Genomic DNA, 16506 nt, shown 5'->3' on the forward strand with positions numbered 1-16506 from the left:
CGGTCGCCTGGTCAGTCGTGCCAGGCGCGGTCGTGTAGTTCCAGCAGGCTGTGGGCTTGTTCCGGGCCGGTAGAGCCGGCGGGGTAGGGGCGCGGGCTCTGGTAGTGCTCGTGCCAGCCTTCGAGGATGGGGTCGACCCAGCGCCAGGCGGCTTCCACTTCATCGCGGCGCATGAAGAGCGTCGAATCGCCCTCGATCACGTCCAGCAGCAGGCGCTCGTAGGCATCCCAGCGGCGCTGATGGCTGAAGGCCTTGGCCAGGTTCAGGTCCAGCTCCACCGGCTCCAGGTTCATGCCCTTGCCGGGGCTCTTGGCCATCAGTTGCAGGCTGATGCGCTCTTCCGGCTGGAGGCGGATCAGCAGGCGGTTGGCCTCGCCGTCGGCGAACAGGCGGTGAGGCACTGGTTTGAACTGGATGACGATCTCCGAGTACTTGCGCGCCAGACGCTTGCCGGTGCGCAGGTAGAAAGGCACGCCGGCCCAGCGCCAGTTGTCGATCTCCGCCTGCACGGCGACGAAGGTCTCGGTGTCGCTGTCGTTGTCGACGTTCTTCTCGAAGTAGTAGGCGGGCACTTCCTGGCCGCCGATCTTGCCGGCGCTGTATTGGCCGCGCACTGTCTTGTCGCGCACATCCTGGCCGGAGACGGGTTTCAGCGCCTCGAGGATCTTCACCTTCTCGTTGCGCACGGCTTCGGCGTCGAAGCGCACCGGCGCTTCCATCGCTACCAGGCAAAGCAGTTGCAGCAAGTGGTTCTGCACCATGTCGCGCATGGCGCCGGAGCGGTCGTAGTAGGCGCCGCGGTTTTCCACGCCGAGTGTTTCGCAGACGCTGATCTGGACATGGTCGACATGCCCGGCGCGCCAGATCGGCTCGAACAGGCCGTTGGCGAAGCGCAGGGCCATCAGGTTCTGCACGGTTTCCTTGCCCAGGTAGTGGTCGATGCGGAACACCTGGGATTCGTCGAACACCTTGCCGATCGCGGCGTTGATCGCACGGGCCGAATCCAGCGAATGGCCGATGGGCTTCTCCAGCACGATGCGCGACTGCGGGGTGGCCATGCGGGCGATGGACAGGTGTGCGGCGATGTCCTCGAACAGGTCGGGGGCGGTGGCCAGGTAGTACACCCGCCCGCAGCCGGGATCGGGCCCCAGGTAGCGGGCCAGGCGGCCGAAGTCGGCGCTCTGGGACACGTCCATGGCGAAGTAGTCCAGGCGTTCGGAGAAGCCGCGCCAGGCCTCGGTGGTGAAGTCGGCGCGGGCCACCTGGGCCCGGCAGCGGCGCTCGGCCAGGGCGCGGAAGCCATCGCGGTCGAGGGTGTTGCGGGCGAGGGCGAGGATGCGCATCTGGGGATGCAGGCGTCCTTCGCGATGCAGGTGATAGAGGGCCGGAAGCAACTTGTGCAGGGCGAGATCGCCGGTGCCGCCGAAGACGAGCATGTCGCAGGAGCTGGTCAAGGATGCGCTCTCCCTTCCTTGCACGCTGAGAAAAGGTGGTTCAACTGGGCGGAGAAGCGACTCATGTAGTATAACTACAAGATCACTACAGCCTGGTTCAGCCGATCATAACCGAGTCGAGAGCCGTTGCATGACGGAAGAATCCGGCAAGAACCCCATTCCAGACAGAGCCTGCCCTGTGAACCTGCTGCAACATATCGCCCAGTCGCGTCATCTGCTACGCAAGTCGGAACTGAAAGTCGCCGACCACGTCCTGCTCGATCCCGCAGCGGTCATGCACAGCTCCATGGCCGATCTGGCCCAGGGCGTCGGGGTCAGCGAGCCGACCATCGTGCGCTTCTGCCGCGCCATCGGCTGCGGCGGATTCCAGGACCTCAAGCTGAAACTGGCGCAGAGCCTGGCTGCCGGTGCCAGCTTCGGCCAGTTCGCGATACACGAGGATGACTCGGTCGCGGACTTCAGCCTGAAGATCTTCGACACCACCCTGCACACGCTGATGGAAGTCCGCGAGAAGCTCGACCCGGAAGCCCTGCAGCGCGCCATCGGTGCCTGCGCCCAGGCCCAGCGCGTGGAGTTCTACGGCTTCGGTGCTTCCGGCGCGGTAGCGGCGGATGCCCAGCACAAGTTCTTCCGCCTGCTGCTCACCGCGGCGGCCTATTCCGACCCGCACATGCAGGCGATGTCGGCGGTCACCCTGAAGCCTTCGGATGTGGCCATCTGCATTTCCCAGTCGGGCCGCTCCAAGGACCTGCTGATCACCGCCAACCTGGTGCGTGAAGCCGGCGCCACCCTGATCACCCTGTGCCCGAGCCAGACCCCCCTGGCGGATCTCGCCACGGTGAACCTCGCCATCGACGTACAGGAAGACACCGAGATCTACACCCCGCTCACCTCGCGCATCGCCCACCTGGTGGTGATCGATGTGCTCGCCATGGGCGTTGCGATGGCGCGTGGCCCGAGCCTGGTTAACCACCTCAAGAGCGTGAAGCGAAGCCTGCGCAGCCTGCGCCTGTCGCCCAAGTCGGTGAAGAGCGCCGAGGACTGAGTTGCTCAGGGATTGAACTCGCCTGCTCCGCTCAAGCGAGTCCCTGACGCACGAGCAGCCTCTCTATCGCCTCGATGAAAGGCCCGCTGCCCGGCCAACTGGTGATCCGTCCCAGCGGCCGGCCGTGGTAGAGGGCAACGAAGGTGGGCACCCCGTGCAGGCCGTAGCGCAGCGCCAGCGCCGGGTCTTCATCCACTTCGTCGTGCAGCCAGCGCACCTGTGGCCACTGGCAGCGCTCCTGGGTGCGCAACAGGTCGTGCTTGGCGACGTCGCAGAGAGGGCAGTCGTCCTGCCAGAGGTAGAGCAGCACCAGCTTCTGCCGTTCGCTGGCCAGTACGTCATCGATGATGCTTGCGCGCACCCGTTGGATCGGAAAGCGTTGGAAGAACTCGACGGCATTGCTCATGGCGTCCTCCAGCGGCGTTACCCGTCTACTGCTGAGCAAAGTCTGGCACCGGCAGTCTGTCCAGCTACCTGAAACTCCCGCTTCACCACAGATTCACCGAGCCTTCGCGAAAGCGTCACAGGGGCGGGTGATCCTGCGCCTGTCAGCCTGCTTCCGAACCCACCCTGGGAGAGACGCCATGCAACGCTTTCACGATGAATCCGTACATCTGGACAGCAAGACCCGGCGCAAACTGGAGGACCAACGGCGTATGCAGTTCCGCCGCGCCATCGAAGACCGAGTCGAGCAACGCCGCCTGCAGGCGGAGTGCTCGGACTATCCCTACCCCGAATTGATCGCCGTTAACTACCTGTTGTCGTCAAAGGCAGCGCACCGGAAAAACGGTGCGAAAGCGCGCTGATCTGGGCGCGTTCTTCGCGGATAAAGGCTAAAAACGCCTGGGCAACCGGCGACAGCCGCTTGCCCTTGGCGTGTACCGCGCACCAGCTCCGGTAAAGCGGCAGCTCCTCCACCGGCAGCTCCCGCAGTAACCCCGTTGCCAGTTCCAGGCTCACCGCGTGGCGCGGGATCAGGGCGATCCCCAGGTCCGCCACCACGCACTCCTTCTGCGCATCCAGCGAGGCCACTTCCATGGTCTGGGCGAAGTGCGCGCGCTTCTGCTGGAAGTATTCCTCGCAGGCCTTGCGGGTGCCCGAGCCGGCCTCACGGACCAGCAGCGTGTAGGGCTCCAGGTCCTTCAGGGTCAGCTTGGCGGCATTGCACAGCGGGTGGCCGGGTGGCGCCACGGCCACGATCGGGTTGTTCAGGAAGGGCAGGAACTCCAGGGCCATGTCCTGGGGTACCAGGGACATGATCACCAGGTCGTCGCGGTTGTCCGAAAGGCGCTTGATGACCTGGGCGCGGTTGGTCACCACCAGATGCAGGCTGACGTCCGGGTGCTGTTCGCGGAAGGCGGCGAAAAGGTGCGGAACGAAGTACTTGGCACTGGACTCTACCGCCAGGTTGAGCTGGCCCTGCAGCGAGCCCTGGAGATCGGAGAGCTGCATGTCGAGGCTGGCCAGGCGCTGGAAGATATCGCTGCTGGCGCGCATCAGTGCCTCGGCGGCGTCGGTCACGTAGAGCTTCTTGCCGACGTACTCGAACAGCGGTTGGCCCACCAGCTCCTCGAGCTGGCGGATCTGCAGGCTGACGGCCGGCTGGGTCAGTGCCATCTCCTCGGCCGCCCGGCTGTAGGAGCGGCTTTCGAACACCGCACGGAATACCTGGAGCTGGCGCAGCGTCATACGCAGCAGGGTCTTGCGCATCGATTTTGGCCTCGTGGGGTGGGCAAGGTTGCTGACTATAAGCTCATCCTAATGGATACCCCAATAATTATTGATTGGGGTTATTCCCGCTCGCGGCGTAGGGTAATGACGCGACCGCTACACGACCTGCGGTCACCCAACGACCGGCCCAGCCGTTCGCCTGTTCACTTGGTCGAGGGACAACTCGTGATCAAGAAAATCCTGATCGCCAACCGTGGTGAGATTGCCGTCCGCATCGTGCGTGCTTGCGCCGAGATGGGCATCCGCTCGGTGGCCATCTACTCCGATGCCGACCGGCACGCCCTGCACGTCAAGCGCGCCGATGAGGCCCACAGCATCGGCGACGATCCTCTGGCGGGCTACCTGAACCCGCGCAAACTGGTGAACCTGGCGGTCGAGACCGGCTGCGATGCCCTGCATCCGGGCTACGGTTTCCTCTCCGAGAATGCTGAATTGGCGGATATCTGCGCCGAGCGCGGGATCAAGTTCATCGGCCCCTCCGCCGAAGTGATCCGCCGCATGGGCGACAAGACCGAAGCGCGCCGCAGCATGATCAAGGCCGGCGTACCGGTCACCCCCGGCACCGAAGGCAACGTCGCTGACCTCGCAGAAGCGCTGCGCGAAGCCGAGCGCATCGGCTACCCGGTAATGCTCAAGGCCACTTCCGGTGGTGGCGGTCGCGGCATCCGTCGCTGCAACAGCCGCGAGGAGCTGGAACAGGCCTACCCGCGTGTGATCTCCGAAGCCACCAAGGCCTTCGGCTCGGCGGAAGTCTTCCTCGAGAAGTGCATTGTCAACCCGAAGCACATCGAAGCGCAGATCCTGGCCGACTCCTTTGGCAACACCGTGCACCTGTTCGAGCGCGACTGCTCGATCCAGCGCCGCAACCAGAAGCTCATCGAGATTGCCCCGAGCCCGCAGCTCACCCCCGAGCAGCGCGCCTACATCGGTGACCTCGCCGTGCGCGCGGCCAAGGCCGTGGGCTACGAGAACGCCGGTACCGTGGAGTTCCTGCTCGCCGAGGGCGAGGTGTACTTCATGGAGATGAACACCCGCGTGCAGGTGGAACACACCATCACCGAGGAAATCACCGGCATCGACATCGTCCGCGAGCAGATCCGCATCGCTTCGGGCCTGGAACTGTCGGTCAAGCAGGACGACATCATCCACCGCGGCTTCGCCCTGCAGTTCCGCATCAATGCCGAGGACCCGAAGAACAACTTCCTGCCGTCCTTCGGCAAGATCACTCGCTACTACGCCCCCGGCGGCCCTGGCGTTCGCACCGATACTGCGATCTACACCGGCTACACCATTCCGCCGTACTACGACTCCATGTGCCTGAAGCTGATCGTCTGGGCACTGACCTGGGAAGAAGCGCTGGACCGTGGCCTGCGTGCGCTGGATGACATGCGCGTGCAGGGTGTGCGGACCACCGCGCCCTACTACCAGGAAATTCTGCGCAATCCCGAGTTCCGCAGCGCCGAGTTCAACACCAGCTTCGTCGAGAGCCATCCGGAGCTGACCCAGTACTCGATCAAGCGCAACCCGTCGCACCTGGCCATCGCCATCGCCACCGCCATCGCCGCCCACGCCGGCCTGTAGGGGAAGGATTCAGAACATGAGCAAGAAGATTTCGATCACCGATACCATCCTGCGCGATGCGCACCAGTCCCTGCTGGCCACCCGCATGCGCACCGAAGACATGCTTCCGATCTGCGACAAGCTCGACAAGGTCGGCTACTGGTCGCTGGAAGTCTGGGGCGGCGCGACCTTCGACGCCTGCGTGCGCTTCCTCAAGGAAGATCCGTGGGAGCGCCTGCGCAAGCTCAAGGCCGCCCTGCCCAACACCCGCCTGCAGATGCTCCTGCGCGGCCAGAACCTGCTGGGCTACCGCCACTACAGCGATGACGTGGTTCGTGCCTTCGTCGCCAAGGCCGCGGTCAACGGCATCGACGTGTTCCGCATCTTCGACGCGATGAACGACGTGCGTAACCTGCGCACCTCCATCGAAGCCGTAAAGGCCGCCGGCAAGCACGCCCAGGGCACCATCGCCTACACCACCAGCCCCGTGCACACCATCGACGCCTTCGTTGCCCAGGGCAGGGCGATGGCCGACATGGGCGTGGACTCCATTGCCATCAAGGACATGGCGGGCCTGCTGACCCCGTACGCCACCGGTGAACTGGTCAAGGCGCTGAAAGACGCGCTGCCGCTGGATGTGGTCGTGCACTCCCACGACACCGCCGGCGTGGCCAGCATGTGCCAGCTCAAGGCCGTGGAAAACGGTGCCGACCGCATCGACACCGCGATCTCCAGCATGGCCTGGGGCACCAGCCACCCGGGCACCGAGTCGATGGTCGCCGCCCTGCGCGACACGCCCTACGACACCGGCCTGGACCTGGAGCTGATCCAGGAAATCGGCATGTACTTCCACGCCGTGCGCAAGAAGTACCACCAGTTCGAAAGCGAGTTCACTGGCGTGGACACCCGCGTGCAAGTGAACCAGGTGCCGGGCGGGATGATTTCCAACCTGGCCAACCAGCTCAAGGAACAGGGCGCCCTGAACCGCATGCCGGAAGTGCTGGCGGAAATCCCGCGCGTTCGCGAGGACCTCGGCTTCCCGCCCCTGGTCACCCCGACCTCGCAGATCGTCGGCACCCAGGCCTTCTTCAACGTGCTGGCCGGTGAGCGCTACAAGACCATCACCAACGAAGTGAAGCTCTACCTGCAGGGCCGCTACGGCAAGGCGCCGGGTGAGATCAACGAGCAGCTGCGTCGCCAGGCCATCGGCAACGAGGAAGTCATCGACGTGCGTCCGGCCGACCTGCTCAAGCCGGAGCTGAACAAGCTGCGCGAAGATATCGGCAGCCTCGCCAAGTCCGAAGAGGACGTGCTGACCTTCGCCATGTTCCCGGACATCGGCCGCAAGTTCCTCGAAGAGCGTGCCGCCGGCACCCTGAAGCCGGAAGAACTGCTGCCCATGCCCAACGGCAAGGGTGCGGTTGCGGTCGGCGGCGAAGGCACTCCGACTGAGTTCGTGGTGGACGTGCATGGCGAGAGCTACCGCATCGACATCACCGGCGTCGGTGTGAAGAGCGACGGCAAGCGCCACTTCTACCTCGCCATCGACGGCATGCCGGAAGAGGTTGTGTTCGAGCCGCTCAACGAGTTCGTCGCAGGTGCCGGCAGCAAGCGCAAGCAGGCCAGCGCCCCGGGCGATGTCAGCACCACCATGCCGGGCAACATCGTCGACGTGCTGGTGAAGGAAGGCGACCAGGTGAAAGCCGGTCAGGCCGTACTGATCACCGAAGCGATGAAGATGGAAACCGAAGTCCAGGCGCCCATCGCCGGTACCGTCAAGGCCATCCATGTGGCCAAGGGCGACCGCGTGAACCCGGGCGAGATCCTGATCGAAATCGCCTGATTGCTCCGGCGATAGTCCCCGTAGGGAGCCGCAAGGCTCCCTTTTTTTGTGTCCGAGAAGAAGGTAGATGTCTTTGGCTCGGTCTGGATCGTAGGGTGCGCTGTGCGCACCGATTCCACGAACCGCCGCGGCATCAGGTCAAACCGCCGGTGCGCACGGGCACCCTACCGGATCAGCGTCATCCTGCTAGCCCCTGCTTGTGCCAATGACGATTTCTGATTTCCATCATCGAGGGCCGGATACCTAGCCTGCGCGCATCTCCAATTGCGGAAGCAGGTCCATGCCCCTTCGTCCCATGCGCGACGTTCCGCCCGTGCCGCCCACCGGCAAGCCCATTTTCCTCTCGGCCTGGCTGGCCGAGGCCCGGTTGCAGCCAATCCTGGACCGGCAGGAATGCATCATCGGCTTCGAGAACCTGGCGCGCTTCGACGGTACCGGCAAGCTGGGCATCTACAAAATGTCCGACGACCTCCTGCACAGCGTTACCCAGGAGCTGCTGCTGGGGCTGCGCATGCGTTGCCTGCTCGACACCCATTACCACCGCCAGCTGAACGACCAGCGTGGCGGGCAGGCAATGGTGCGGCACTTCGTCAATGTCGAGAAGCGCAGCCTGGCCAAGCCGGCGATGGTCGACGAACTGATCGAAAGCGCTGCCGACCTGCTCAGCACGGGTGCCCAACTGGTGGTCGAGGTCACCGAGCGCCCGCTGGAAGCCCCGGATGCGTTCAAGGCCTACATGAATGGGCTGATCCGTCTGCGGCAGGAGGGCGTGCAGGTTGCCCTCGATGACTACGACATCCATTCCCCCATCCACTGGGAGCTCGACCTGGGCCTGTGCGACGTGGTGAAGCTCGATCTCTTCGACCTGGGCATCGCCTGGCGCAGTGACGAGGCCTTCATGTCGGATCACTATGCCGGCCTCATGGAAAGGCTCTACCAGTTCATCCACCGCTATCCCGTGGAGCTGGTCGCCGAAAGAGTCGAGACCGACTGGCAGTACGAGGTGGCCAAGGGGCTTCCGTTCAAGCTGTTCCAGGGCTACCGGCTTGGCCGGCCGGAGCGGGTCTGACAGCTGGGCGGGGGCGTCGAATCGCCCCGATTCTGCTGATCGTTCTCCTGCTCGCGGGCTGTGCCACGGCGCCGCCGCGCGCACCGGACAACCTGTGCGCGATATTCCGCCAGTACCCCGACTGGTACGAGGACGCGCGGGAAATGGAGCAGCGCTGGGGCACGCCCATCCACGTGGCGATGGCCTTCATCGACCAGGAAAGCAGCTATCGACATGATGCCCGCCCGCCGCGCAACTACGTCCTGGGGTTCATTCCCTGGGGACGGGTCACCTCCGCCTACGGCTACGCCCAGGCGCTCGATGGCACCTGGGACGACTACGAGCGGGCGACAGGAGACGGCGGTTCACGGAGCGATTTCGACGACGCCACCGACTTCATCGGCTGGTACACCGACGCCAGCAGCCGCCACCTGGGACTCTCGAAGTGGGATGCCTACAACCAGTACCTGGCCTATCACGAGGGGCGGGGCGGATTCCGGCGCGGCAGCTACCGCCAGAAGCCCTGGCTGATGCAAGTGGCGCGCAAGGTGGACCAGCAGTCGAGAGCCTATGGACGGCAACTCGCTCAGTGCCGCGAAGAGCTGGAGGACGGACGAGGCTGGTGGCCGTTTTGAGCCCGGCCCGTTGATTCCGCGTGATGGGTATCGCTGCGCTACACCCATCCTACCGATGCGGCACGTTCTGAACTTCGTAGGATGTGGTGGAGCGCAGCGATACCCATCGTGGTCCCTGCAACGTCAGCCGGCCATCTCCCCGCACAGATCCACAGCAAACCACTGCTCCACTTCTTCCTGGCGCATGCCGACGCCGAGCAGGGCGAACAGCTTGCCCAGGGCCGCCTCGCGGGTCATGCCGCCGGCCGGCACCAGGCCGGTGGCCAGCAACTGGCTGCCGGCGGCGTACACGCCCGCCTGCATATGCCCGGCCGGGCACTGGCTGATGGCGGCCAGCACCACGCCGCGCTGGTGGGCGGCGCGCAGGACGTCGAGCAGGGCCTTGTCGTCGGACGGGCCGGTGCCGCTGCCGTAGCACTCCAGCAAGAGCCCCTGCACGCCGCTGCCGAGCAGTGCCTCCACATGGCTCGCCGCCACACCGGGGAACAGCGGCAGCACCGCGAGGTTCACCGGCTGGCGCGGGCTGCGGTAATCCAGGCCGGCGGGAATCCGGCCGGCGCGTTCGCCGTCTCGTGGGCGCGGCAGTACCGCGAAGGCGTCGAAGGCCTCCGAGCGCAGCTTGCTGGCGCGGGCGCCGTGCAGCAGCTCGCCTTTGAAGAAGAGATGCACGCCGGGTGCGACTCCCGCCTGCAGCGCACGGATGGCGCCCAGCAGGTTCGGCCAGGCATCGCTGTCGTCGCTTCCGGCTGGCAGCATGGCGCCGGTCAGCACCACGGGTACCGGCAGGCCCAGCATCAGGAAGCCGAGGGCCGCCGCGCTGTAGGCCAGGGTGTCGGTACCGTGCAGCAGCAGCACGCCGTCGTGACCGCGTTCCACCGCGTCGACTATCGCATCGCGCATGGCCAGCCAGTTGGTCTGGCGCATATTGGCGCTATCGATCAGCGGCAGCAGTTCCTGGAAGTGCCAATCCAGTGCCACTCCCTGGCCGTCCAGCTGCTCGCGCATGCGTGCCTCGAAGCCGCTGGCCGGGGCCAGGCCTTCGGGAGTCTGCAGCATGCCGATGGTGCCGCCGGTGTAGAGCACGAAAAGGTTCTTCACAGCATTCATGGGTCTGGAAAACTCGAAAAAAGCAGGGTGCAGAAACGACGGTGCCGCTCCCCGCATCAGCGGAGGAGCGGCACCAGGTACTACCGGAACGCGCGATCAGCGGTGGCTTTGCGCCAGGCCGTGAGCGACGGGGATGGTGTCCTCGCTCGGCGCCGGGTTGGCCGGCCAGGCGTCGCGGTCCAGGTCCAGGTCAGCGAACTTGGCGGAGTCGAACACCGGCTGGTTGATGCCCGCCTTGCGTTGCTCGTCGTAGTCGCGCATCACCCGCAGGCCGACCTTGATCAGCATGGCCAGGGCCAGCAGGTTGACGAAGGCGAGGCAAGTCATGGTGATGTCGGCGAAGGCGAACACGGTACCCAGGTTCTGCATGGAGCCCCAGCAGATCAGTGCCAGCACCAGGCCACGGTAGCTCAGCAGGGCGGCGCGGCTGCGACCGACCAGGAACTGCAGGGCGTTCTCGCCGAGGTAGTAGTTGTACAGGATGCAGGTGAAGACGAAGAGGCTCAGCGCGACGCTGATGAATACGCGGCCCCACTCACCGACCACGGCGGCCAGGGAGTTCTGAGTCAGCACGATGCCGTCGCCTTCGAAGCCCGGGGTATAGAAGCCGGACAGCAGGATCAGCAGCGCGGTGCAGGTGCAGATCACGAAGGTGTCGAGGAACACGCTGAACGCCTGGACCACGCCCTGGGCGGCCGGGTGCTTCACGGCGGCCACGGCGGCGACGTTGGGTGCGCTGCCCAGGCCCGCTTCGTTGGCGAACACGCCGCGCTTCACGCCCATCACGATGGCGCTACCCAGCAGGCCGGCGAAGGCCGGTTCCAGGCCGAAGGCGCTCTTCACGATGGTGACCAGCATGTCCGGCACCAGCTCGATCTGGGAAAAGATCACGTAGCAGGTGACAGCGATGTAGGCGAGGGTCTTGACCGGTACCAGCAGGTCGGACACCGAGGCGATGCGCTTGATGCCGCCGATGAACACCAGGCCCAGGAGCACGGCCAGGCCGATACCGGTGTACTGCACCGGCAGGTCGAAGGCGTTTTCCAGGGAGTGGGTCACGGTGAAGGCCTGCAGGCCGTTGAAGGCGAAGCCGTAGGTCACCAGCAGCAGGACGGCGAAGGTCAGCGCCATCCAGCGCAGCTTCAGGCCGTGCTGGATGTAGTAGGACGGGCCGCCACGGTACAGGCCATCGCCATCGGCGCGCTTGTAGACCTGGGCCAGGGTGCACTCGAAGAAGCTGCTGGACATGCCGACCAGCGCGGTGACCCACATCCAGAACACGGCGCCAGGGCCACCGAGGGTCACGGCCAGGCCGACACCGGCGATGTTACCGGCGCCAACGCGTCCGGCGAGGCTCAGCATCAGGGCCTGGAAGGAGCTCAGCTGACCGGCCTGGCCACGGATGGATTCCTTGAACACGCTGAACATGTGGCCGAAATGGCGGAACTGGACGAAGCGGGAGCGGAGGGTGAAATAGGTGCCGAGCCCGACGATGAGCACGATGAGCACTTTCCCCGAGAGGAAATCGTTGATCACTTCAAGCATGAGTGAGACCTCGATTCTTATTGTTCGCGTGATGGACGAAGGCTTCGGGCGGACACGCCTCTGCCGTTGGCGCGAATGGTTGGGGAATGCGACATATCAGACAATTTCGCGGCTTTATTCGACGTGATGCGACTTGATGCTATAGTCGCGCCACTTGCAACAGGGGGTAACGGGCGGTGTCGGACAATCTGGGCGAAAACCTCAAGCTGTTGTGCAGCCACTACCGCTCTATCTCGGAGGTTTGCCGCAAGCTGGCGATCAACCGCGCCCAGTTCAACAAGTACCTGAGCGGGCAGAGCCGTCCGACCGCCTACAACCTCAAGCGCATCGGCGACTTTTTCGGCGTCGAGGACTACGAACTGGTCCTGCCGACCGAGCAGTTCGCCCGGCTGATCGGCGTTCGCCAGTCGGAAAGCCTCGCCCGCGCCAACGACCCGCTGTTCAGCCTGCTGAAGCCCTTGCGCGAGCATTCCGGCAACCTGTCGCGCTACTGCGGCTACTACTTCGAATACTCCAACTGCATGTCCGTGCCGGGCACGGTACTGCTGTCGCTGGTGCACCTGTGGGAGGAGGACGGCAACTTCCTCTTCGAGCGCCAGGAGCGTCAGGAGCGTTCCAGCAACCTGGACGCACAGGCCGAGGACTGGGTGCGCTGCCGCTACCTCGGCGCGGCCTTCCAGCTGCAGGATCGCCTGTTCCTGGTGGACTACGAGTCGCTCACCTTGAACGAGATGAGCCAGACCATCCTCATCCCCAGTTACAAAAGCCGCATTACGCGCCTCAACGGCCTGAAGACCGGCGTCTCCAGCGGCGACCGGCGCAACCCGGCCTGCACCCGCGTGGTCTGGGAATTCCTTGGCCCGGAGATCAATCGCGTCGCCGCCTACCGCCAGGTGAAGCTCTACCGCCCCGACGACCCCCGCATCGACGACGACGTGCGCCAGCGCCTGGATGTGGCGCCGCTCAAGAACGGGCTGTTCGAGATCGAGTGAGGGGTTGGGCAGGCCTGCGGCCTGCATCGCGAATAAATTCGCCCCCACAGAAAAGGCGGCTCCTACCCTGTGGGGGCGACTTCAGTCGCGAAAGGACCGCGCAGCGGTCCCCTGGCTCAACGCCTGAACCCTTCTAGCGATTGGCGCTGCTGCCCCTCCCCATCGAAGTTATCCACAGACAGCCAGCGCTCGAAGGCTTCCCGGCATTTCGGCCACTCGCCGTCGATGATGGAAAACCAAGCGGTGTCGCGGTTCTGGCCCTTGACGATCATGTGCTGGCGGAACAGCCCTTCATAGCTGAAGCCCAGGCGCTCGGCGGCGCGCATGGAGCGGGCGTTCTGCGCGTTGCACTTCCATTCCAGGCGGCGGTAGCCGAGGTCGTCGAAGGCGTGGCGGGCCAGCAGCCAAACCGCTTCGGTGGAGCCTGGCGTGCGCTGCATGGCTTTGCCGAAGGCGATATGGCCGATCTCGATGACGCCGTCCTTCGGGGCGATGCGCAGGTAGCTGAGCACCCCCAGGGCGCGGCCGCTGGCGAGGTCAACGACCGTATAGAAAAGCGGATCGCGGCTGGCGGCGTTGCCTTCCAGCCAGGCGTCGAAGGGCTCGCGGCTGGCGAAGGGGCCGTAGGCCAGGTAGTCCCACAGCGCCGGGTCCGGACCCTGCAGGGCGTACCAGAGGTCATCGCCGTGGCGCGCAGCGTCCAGCGGTTCGAGTCGCACGAAGCGCCCCAGCAGCGGTGTGTGGGCGGGGGCAGGGCGGGGCTGCCAGTGGCTGAGGTCCTGGTTGCTCATGCTGCTCTCCGGTCAGAGGATCTTGCGGTACTGGACGAAGCCGGAACGGTCGGCGATGCGGTCATACAGCTGCATGGCGTCGGTGTTGGTTTCGTGGGTCAGCCAGTGCACCCGCGAGGAGCCGGCGGCGCGGGCCTCGGCGTAGACGTGTTCGATCAGCTGGCGGCCAATGCCGCCGCCGCGTACGCCTTCGGCGACGTACAGGTCCTGCAGGTAGCAGTAGTCGCCCACTGTCCAGCAGCTGCGGTGATAGATGAAGTGCACCAGGCCCACGGCCTCGCCATTGCGCCAGGCCAGGGCGGCGTTCATCGGTTCGGCCGGATCGAGGAAGCGCTGCCAGGTGACGGCGGTGGTCGCCTCGGCGATCTCGGTCTTATAGAAGCGCTGGTAGCCCTGCCAGAGCGGCAGCCAGGCGGCGAGGTCGGCGGCGCTGACCGGGCGGATTTCAAGCGGTGCGGCGGACATGGGTTTCTTCCTTGCTGGGTTCAGTCGATCAGGGGCATCCGCTCGGCCAGTTCGCGGTCGCGCGGGTTGGCGGATGCGGCCAGGCCTTCGCGAACACCGGCCTGGTCGGCGGCGGAGCGGTTCTGGCCGAGCTTCCATTTGCCTTCCAGACGGCGGATGGGCAGGGCGAAGCCGACGATGGCGCGGAGCATGCTGTCCAGGTAGTCGCGGGGTGCCTCGTCCACGGCCCAGGGTTGCGGCCGGCCGGCTTCGTGGCGGTTGCTGAGGCGGCTGACCACCTGCAGCAGGCGCTCGGGGTCGTCGAATACCTCGGCCTGGCCCCAGGCATGCACGGCGATGTAGTTCCAGGTGGGCACGACCTTGCCGTGCTCCGCCTTGGCCGGGTACCAGGTGGGCGTGACGTAGGCGTCCGGGCCGGCGAATACCACCAGCGCTTCGGCGCCTTCGGCGAGGTCGCGCCAGTGCGGATTGGCGCGGGCGAAGTGGCCATAGAGCGTGCCGTATTCCCCTTCACCGGGCTCCAGTACCAGCGGCAGGTGGCTGGCCAGCAGGCCTTGGCTGCCGGCGCTGGTCAGCACGGCGAGGCCGGTGGCCTGCATCTGTGCATGGAGCTGGGCGAGGTCGTTCTGGCGGAAGGCGGAGGGGACGTACATGTAGGCTTCTCCTGGCGGAATGGCTCCATGCTAGGCAGGATATTGGACTGTTGTAAGAGCCATTTCCCGTCAGTTCGATAGAGCCAATCCGAGGCCCGAGCATGCCTGCCACGCCACCGCTTCCCGTCGACCTTTCCGGCATCCGCCTCGACCCCGGCCAGGGCTTGTCGCGCCAGCTCTACCAGGCCCTGCGTGAACGCATCCTCGACGGCCGTTTGGGCAGTCGCACGCGCCTGCCGGCGACGCGCGACCTGGCGGCGCTGCTGGGGATTTCCCGCAACACCGTGACCCGCGCCTTCGACCAGCTCTACGCCGAAGGCTATGTGGAAGGCCGGGTGGGCGACGGCACTTATATAGCCGAGTTATCCACCGCGCGCCCCGTGCCCCAGCCGCCGGTGGGACCTGCGCCGGGCCCGGCGTTGCAGCGTTTGCAGGAGCACCACTTGCCGCCGCCGGTCACGGGCGCGCCAAGGGCGTTCCGCATCGGCGTGCCGGCCTTCGATCTGTTCCCCTTCGAAACCTGGGCGCGCCTGCAGGCGCGCTTCTGGCGTAAGCCATCACCAGCGCGCCTGGGCTATGGCGACCCGGCGGGGGACTGGGGTCTGCGCGAGCTGGTGGCCGCCTACCTGCGCAGCAGTCGCGGGATGTCCTGCGACCCGGCGCAGGTGGTGATCACCTGCGGCGCCCAGCAGGCCATCAGCCTCTGCGCCCAGTTGCTGGTGCAGCCCGGCGATCGTGTGGCCATCGAGAATCCGGGTTATCGCGCCGCCGGCCATGCCTTCGCCGTGGCCGGAGCCGAGCTGTGCGGCGTGCCTGTGGATAACGACGGCCTGGACTGCGCCGCGCTGGCGCGGGTGGAGGATTGCCGGCTGGCCTACGTCACTCCTTCGCATCAGTACCCCACGGGCGTGACCCTGTCCCTGGCGCGGCGCCTGGAACTGCTGGAGTGGGCCGAACGCCGTGACGGCTGGATAGTCGAGGACGACTACGACGGCGAGTACCGCTACAGCGGAACCCCGCTGGCGCCCCTGGCCGCGCTGGATCGGCAGGGGCGGGTGATCTACGTCGGCACCTTCTGCAAGATCACTTTCCCCGCGCTGCGCCTGGGCTATCTGGTGCTGCCGCCAGCCCTGGCCGAATCCTTCGCCCGGCGCCGCGCGCTGGACATGCGTCACTCGGAGATCGGCACCCAGGCGGTGATGGCCGAGTTCATCGCCGCCGGACATTTCCAGCGCCATGTGCGGCGCATGCGCCTGGCCGCCCGCGCTCGGCGCGATGCGCTGCTGCGTGACTGGCCCGAATCCATTCCCGGCTGCGCGCCCATGCCGCCGGTGGATGCCGGCCTGCACCTGTGCGTGCGGGTGGACAGCCTGGCCCGGGAACGGGAGCTGGTGAGCAGCGCACGAGCGGCCGGGGTGGAGCTGAATGGCCTGAGCGAATACTGGCTGGAGAACAGCGTGGAGCCTGTGGATAACCGCGCCGGGCTGGTGCTGGGCTTTGCCGCCGTGCCGGAAGCGCAGATCGCCGAGGCAATCCGTACCCTGCGCAAGGCCTGGCACCTGTAGGAGCGAGCTTGCTCGCGAAGCTTTCTGTCGGGAGGCATGGGTAACGGTTTTGTCCGCCATTCGCGAGCAGAG

General features: G+C 65.7%; 16 protein-coding genes. 8 read left to right on the forward strand and 8 right to left on the reverse strand.

All coding sequences use genetic code 11. The features are described from left to right. Nucleotides 1–11: 11 nt before the first annotated feature. Nucleotides 12–1436, reverse strand: coding sequence for a glucose-6-phosphate dehydrogenase (zwf, locus tag E8F06_RS18315; protein ID WP_280370610.1), 1425 nt, complete (start codon nucleotides 1434–1436; stop codon nucleotides 12–14). Nucleotides 1437–1632: 196 nt separating this feature from the next. Here zwf and hexR point away from each other — a divergent pair, with 196 nt between their 5' ends. Further along, complete coding sequence (gene hexR, locus E8F06_RS18320) at nucleotides 1633–2499, forward strand: transcriptional regulator HexR (RefSeq protein ID WP_151138991.1); 867 nt, start codon at nucleotides 1633–1635, stop codon at nucleotides 2497–2499. A gap of 31 nt (nucleotides 2500–2530) precedes the next feature. On the opposite strand, the gene E8F06_RS18325 is transcribed toward hexR, so the two are convergent. Further along, nucleotides 2531–2905, reverse strand: a complete 375-nt coding sequence (locus E8F06_RS18325) for a thioredoxin family protein (RefSeq protein ID WP_280369834.1) — start codon at nucleotides 2903–2905, stop codon at nucleotides 2531–2533. A 178-nt stretch (nucleotides 2906–3083) separates the two neighbouring features. On the opposite strand from E8F06_RS18325, the gene E8F06_RS18330 reads away from it, so the two are divergent. Continuing rightward, nucleotides 3084–3305, forward strand: a complete 222-nt coding sequence (locus E8F06_RS18330; protein ID WP_280369836.1) for a transcriptional regulator — start codon at nucleotides 3084–3086, stop codon at nucleotides 3303–3305. Here the strand turns inward: E8F06_RS18330 and E8F06_RS18335 are convergent. After that, a complete protein-coding gene (locus E8F06_RS18335) occupies nucleotides 3247–4194 on the reverse strand; it encodes a LysR family transcriptional regulator (RefSeq protein ID WP_280370612.1) in 948 nt (315 codons plus the stop codon). The two genes, E8F06_RS18330 and E8F06_RS18335, sit on opposite strands and share 59 nt — an antisense overlap. 201 nt (nucleotides 4195–4395) lie before the next feature. Here E8F06_RS18335 and E8F06_RS18340 point away from each other — a divergent pair, with 201 nt between their 5' ends. The 4 genes from E8F06_RS18340 (at nucleotide 4396) to E8F06_RS18355 (ending at nucleotide 9316) form a co-directional block, all read left to right on the forward strand. Continuing rightward, the gene (locus E8F06_RS18340; RefSeq protein ID WP_280369838.1) at nucleotides 4396–5811 is read left to right on the forward strand and encodes an acetyl-CoA carboxylase biotin carboxylase subunit; all 1416 of its coding nucleotides are present in this window, start codon (nucleotides 4396–4398) and stop codon (nucleotides 5809–5811) included. Nucleotides 5812–5827: 16 nt separating this feature from the next. Then, entirely contained in the window at nucleotides 5828–7633 is a 1806-nt protein-coding gene (oadA, locus tag E8F06_RS18345; protein WP_280369840.1) for a sodium-extruding oxaloacetate decarboxylase subunit alpha, read from the forward strand. Nucleotides 7634–7913: 280 nt separating this feature from the next. Next, complete coding sequence (locus E8F06_RS18350) at nucleotides 7914–8702, forward strand: EAL domain-containing protein (RefSeq protein ID WP_280369842.1); 789 nt, start codon at nucleotides 7914–7916, stop codon at nucleotides 8700–8702. Beyond that, complete coding sequence (locus tag E8F06_RS18355) at nucleotides 8699–9316, forward strand: hypothetical protein (RefSeq protein WP_280370614.1); 618 nt, start codon at nucleotides 8699–8701, stop codon at nucleotides 9314–9316. Before E8F06_RS18350 ends, E8F06_RS18355 begins: the two co-directional genes overlap by 4 nt. Before the next feature lie 123 nt (nucleotides 9317–9439). On the opposite strand, the gene E8F06_RS18360 is transcribed toward E8F06_RS18355, so the two are convergent. Continuing rightward, the gene (locus tag E8F06_RS18360; protein ID WP_280369844.1) at nucleotides 9440–10423 is read right to left on the reverse strand and encodes an asparaginase; all 984 of its coding nucleotides are present in this window, start codon (nucleotides 10421–10423) and stop codon (nucleotides 9440–9442) included. Between the two features lie 96 nt (nucleotides 10424–10519). Then, nucleotides 10520–11968 carry an alanine/glycine:cation symporter family protein gene (locus E8F06_RS18365; RefSeq protein WP_280369846.1) on the reverse strand — a complete coding sequence of 483 codons (1449 nt, stop codon included), beginning with the start codon at nucleotides 11966–11968 and terminating at the stop codon, nucleotides 10520–10522. A gap of 176 nt (nucleotides 11969–12144) precedes the next feature. Between E8F06_RS18365 and E8F06_RS18370 the strand changes: the two genes are divergently transcribed. Continuing rightward, nucleotides 12145–12960: a helix-turn-helix transcriptional regulator gene (locus E8F06_RS18370; RefSeq protein ID WP_280369848.1), complete on the forward strand. Its 816-nt coding sequence runs from the start codon at nucleotides 12145–12147 to the stop codon at nucleotides 12958–12960. Nucleotides 12961–13076: 116 nt separating this feature from the next. Here E8F06_RS18370 and E8F06_RS18375 read toward each other — a convergent pair whose 3' ends face one another. Genes E8F06_RS18375 through E8F06_RS18385 form a run of 3 tightly spaced genes read right to left on the reverse strand, consistent with a single transcriptional unit; the run spans nucleotide 13077 to nucleotide 14869 of the window. Further along, nucleotides 13077–13751, reverse strand: coding sequence for a GNAT family protein (locus E8F06_RS18375; protein WP_280369850.1), 675 nt, complete (start codon nucleotides 13749–13751; stop codon nucleotides 13077–13079). 12 nt (nucleotides 13752–13763) lie between these two features. After that, the gene (locus E8F06_RS18380; protein ID WP_280369852.1) at nucleotides 13764–14216 is read right to left on the reverse strand and encodes a GNAT family N-acetyltransferase; all 453 of its coding nucleotides are present in this window, start codon (nucleotides 14214–14216) and stop codon (nucleotides 13764–13766) included. Nucleotides 14217–14236: 20 nt separating this feature from the next. Beyond that, nucleotides 14237–14869, reverse strand: coding sequence for an FMN-binding negative transcriptional regulator (locus tag E8F06_RS18385; RefSeq protein ID WP_280369853.1), 633 nt, complete (start codon nucleotides 14867–14869; stop codon nucleotides 14237–14239). Between the two features lie 101 nt (nucleotides 14870–14970). Here E8F06_RS18385 and E8F06_RS18390 point away from each other — a divergent pair, with 101 nt between their 5' ends. Continuing rightward, nucleotides 14971–16434 carry a PLP-dependent aminotransferase family protein gene (locus E8F06_RS18390; RefSeq protein WP_280369855.1) on the forward strand — a complete coding sequence of 488 codons (1464 nt, stop codon included), beginning with the start codon at nucleotides 14971–14973 and terminating at the stop codon, nucleotides 16432–16434. Nucleotides 16435–16506 lie beyond the last annotated feature (72 nt).

This window comes from Pseudomonas sp. BN411 (assembly GCF_029871235.1).
In the GTDB taxonomy this organism is placed as follows: domain Bacteria; phylum Pseudomonadota; class Gammaproteobacteria; order Pseudomonadales; family Pseudomonadaceae; genus Metapseudomonas.

Excerpts from the sequence above, each read along its gene's own strand:
- zwf (WP_280370610.1), bottom strand. The coding sequence starts at position 1,436 with ATGCTCGTCTTCGGCGGCACCGGCGATCTCGCCCTGCACAAGTTGCTT.
- E8F06_RS18325 (WP_280369834.1), bottom strand. The coding sequence starts at position 2,905 with ATGAGCAATGCCGTCGAGTTCTTCCAACGCTTTCCGATCCAACGGGTG.
- E8F06_RS18330 (WP_280369836.1), top strand. The coding sequence starts at position 3,084 with ATGCAACGCTTTCACGATGAATCCGTACATCTGGACAGCAAGACCCGG.
- oadA (WP_280369840.1), top strand. The coding sequence starts at position 5,828 with ATGAGCAAGAAGATTTCGATCACCGATACCATCCTGCGCGATGCGCAC.
- E8F06_RS18350 (WP_280369842.1), top strand. The coding sequence starts at position 7,914 with ATGCCCCTTCGTCCCATGCGCGACGTTCCGCCCGTGCCGCCCACCGGC.
- E8F06_RS18360 (WP_280369844.1), bottom strand. The coding sequence starts at position 10,423 with ATGAATGCTGTGAAGAACCTTTTCGTGCTCTACACCGGCGGCACCATC.
- E8F06_RS18365 (WP_280369846.1), bottom strand. The coding sequence starts at position 11,968 with ATGCTTGAAGTGATCAACGATTTCCTCTCGGGGAAAGTGCTCATCGTG.
- E8F06_RS18375 (WP_280369850.1), bottom strand. The coding sequence starts at position 13,751 with ATGAGCAACCAGGACCTCAGCCACTGGCAGCCCCGCCCTGCCCCCGCC.
- E8F06_RS18380 (WP_280369852.1), bottom strand. The coding sequence starts at position 14,216 with ATGTCCGCCGCACCGCTTGAAATCCGCCCGGTCAGCGCCGCCGACCTC.
- E8F06_RS18385 (WP_280369853.1), bottom strand. The coding sequence starts at position 14,869 with ATGTACGTCCCCTCCGCCTTCCGCCAGAACGACCTCGCCCAGCTCCAT.
- E8F06_RS18390 (WP_280369855.1), top strand. The coding sequence starts at position 14,971 with ATGCCTGCCACGCCACCGCTTCCCGTCGACCTTTCCGGCATCCGCCTC.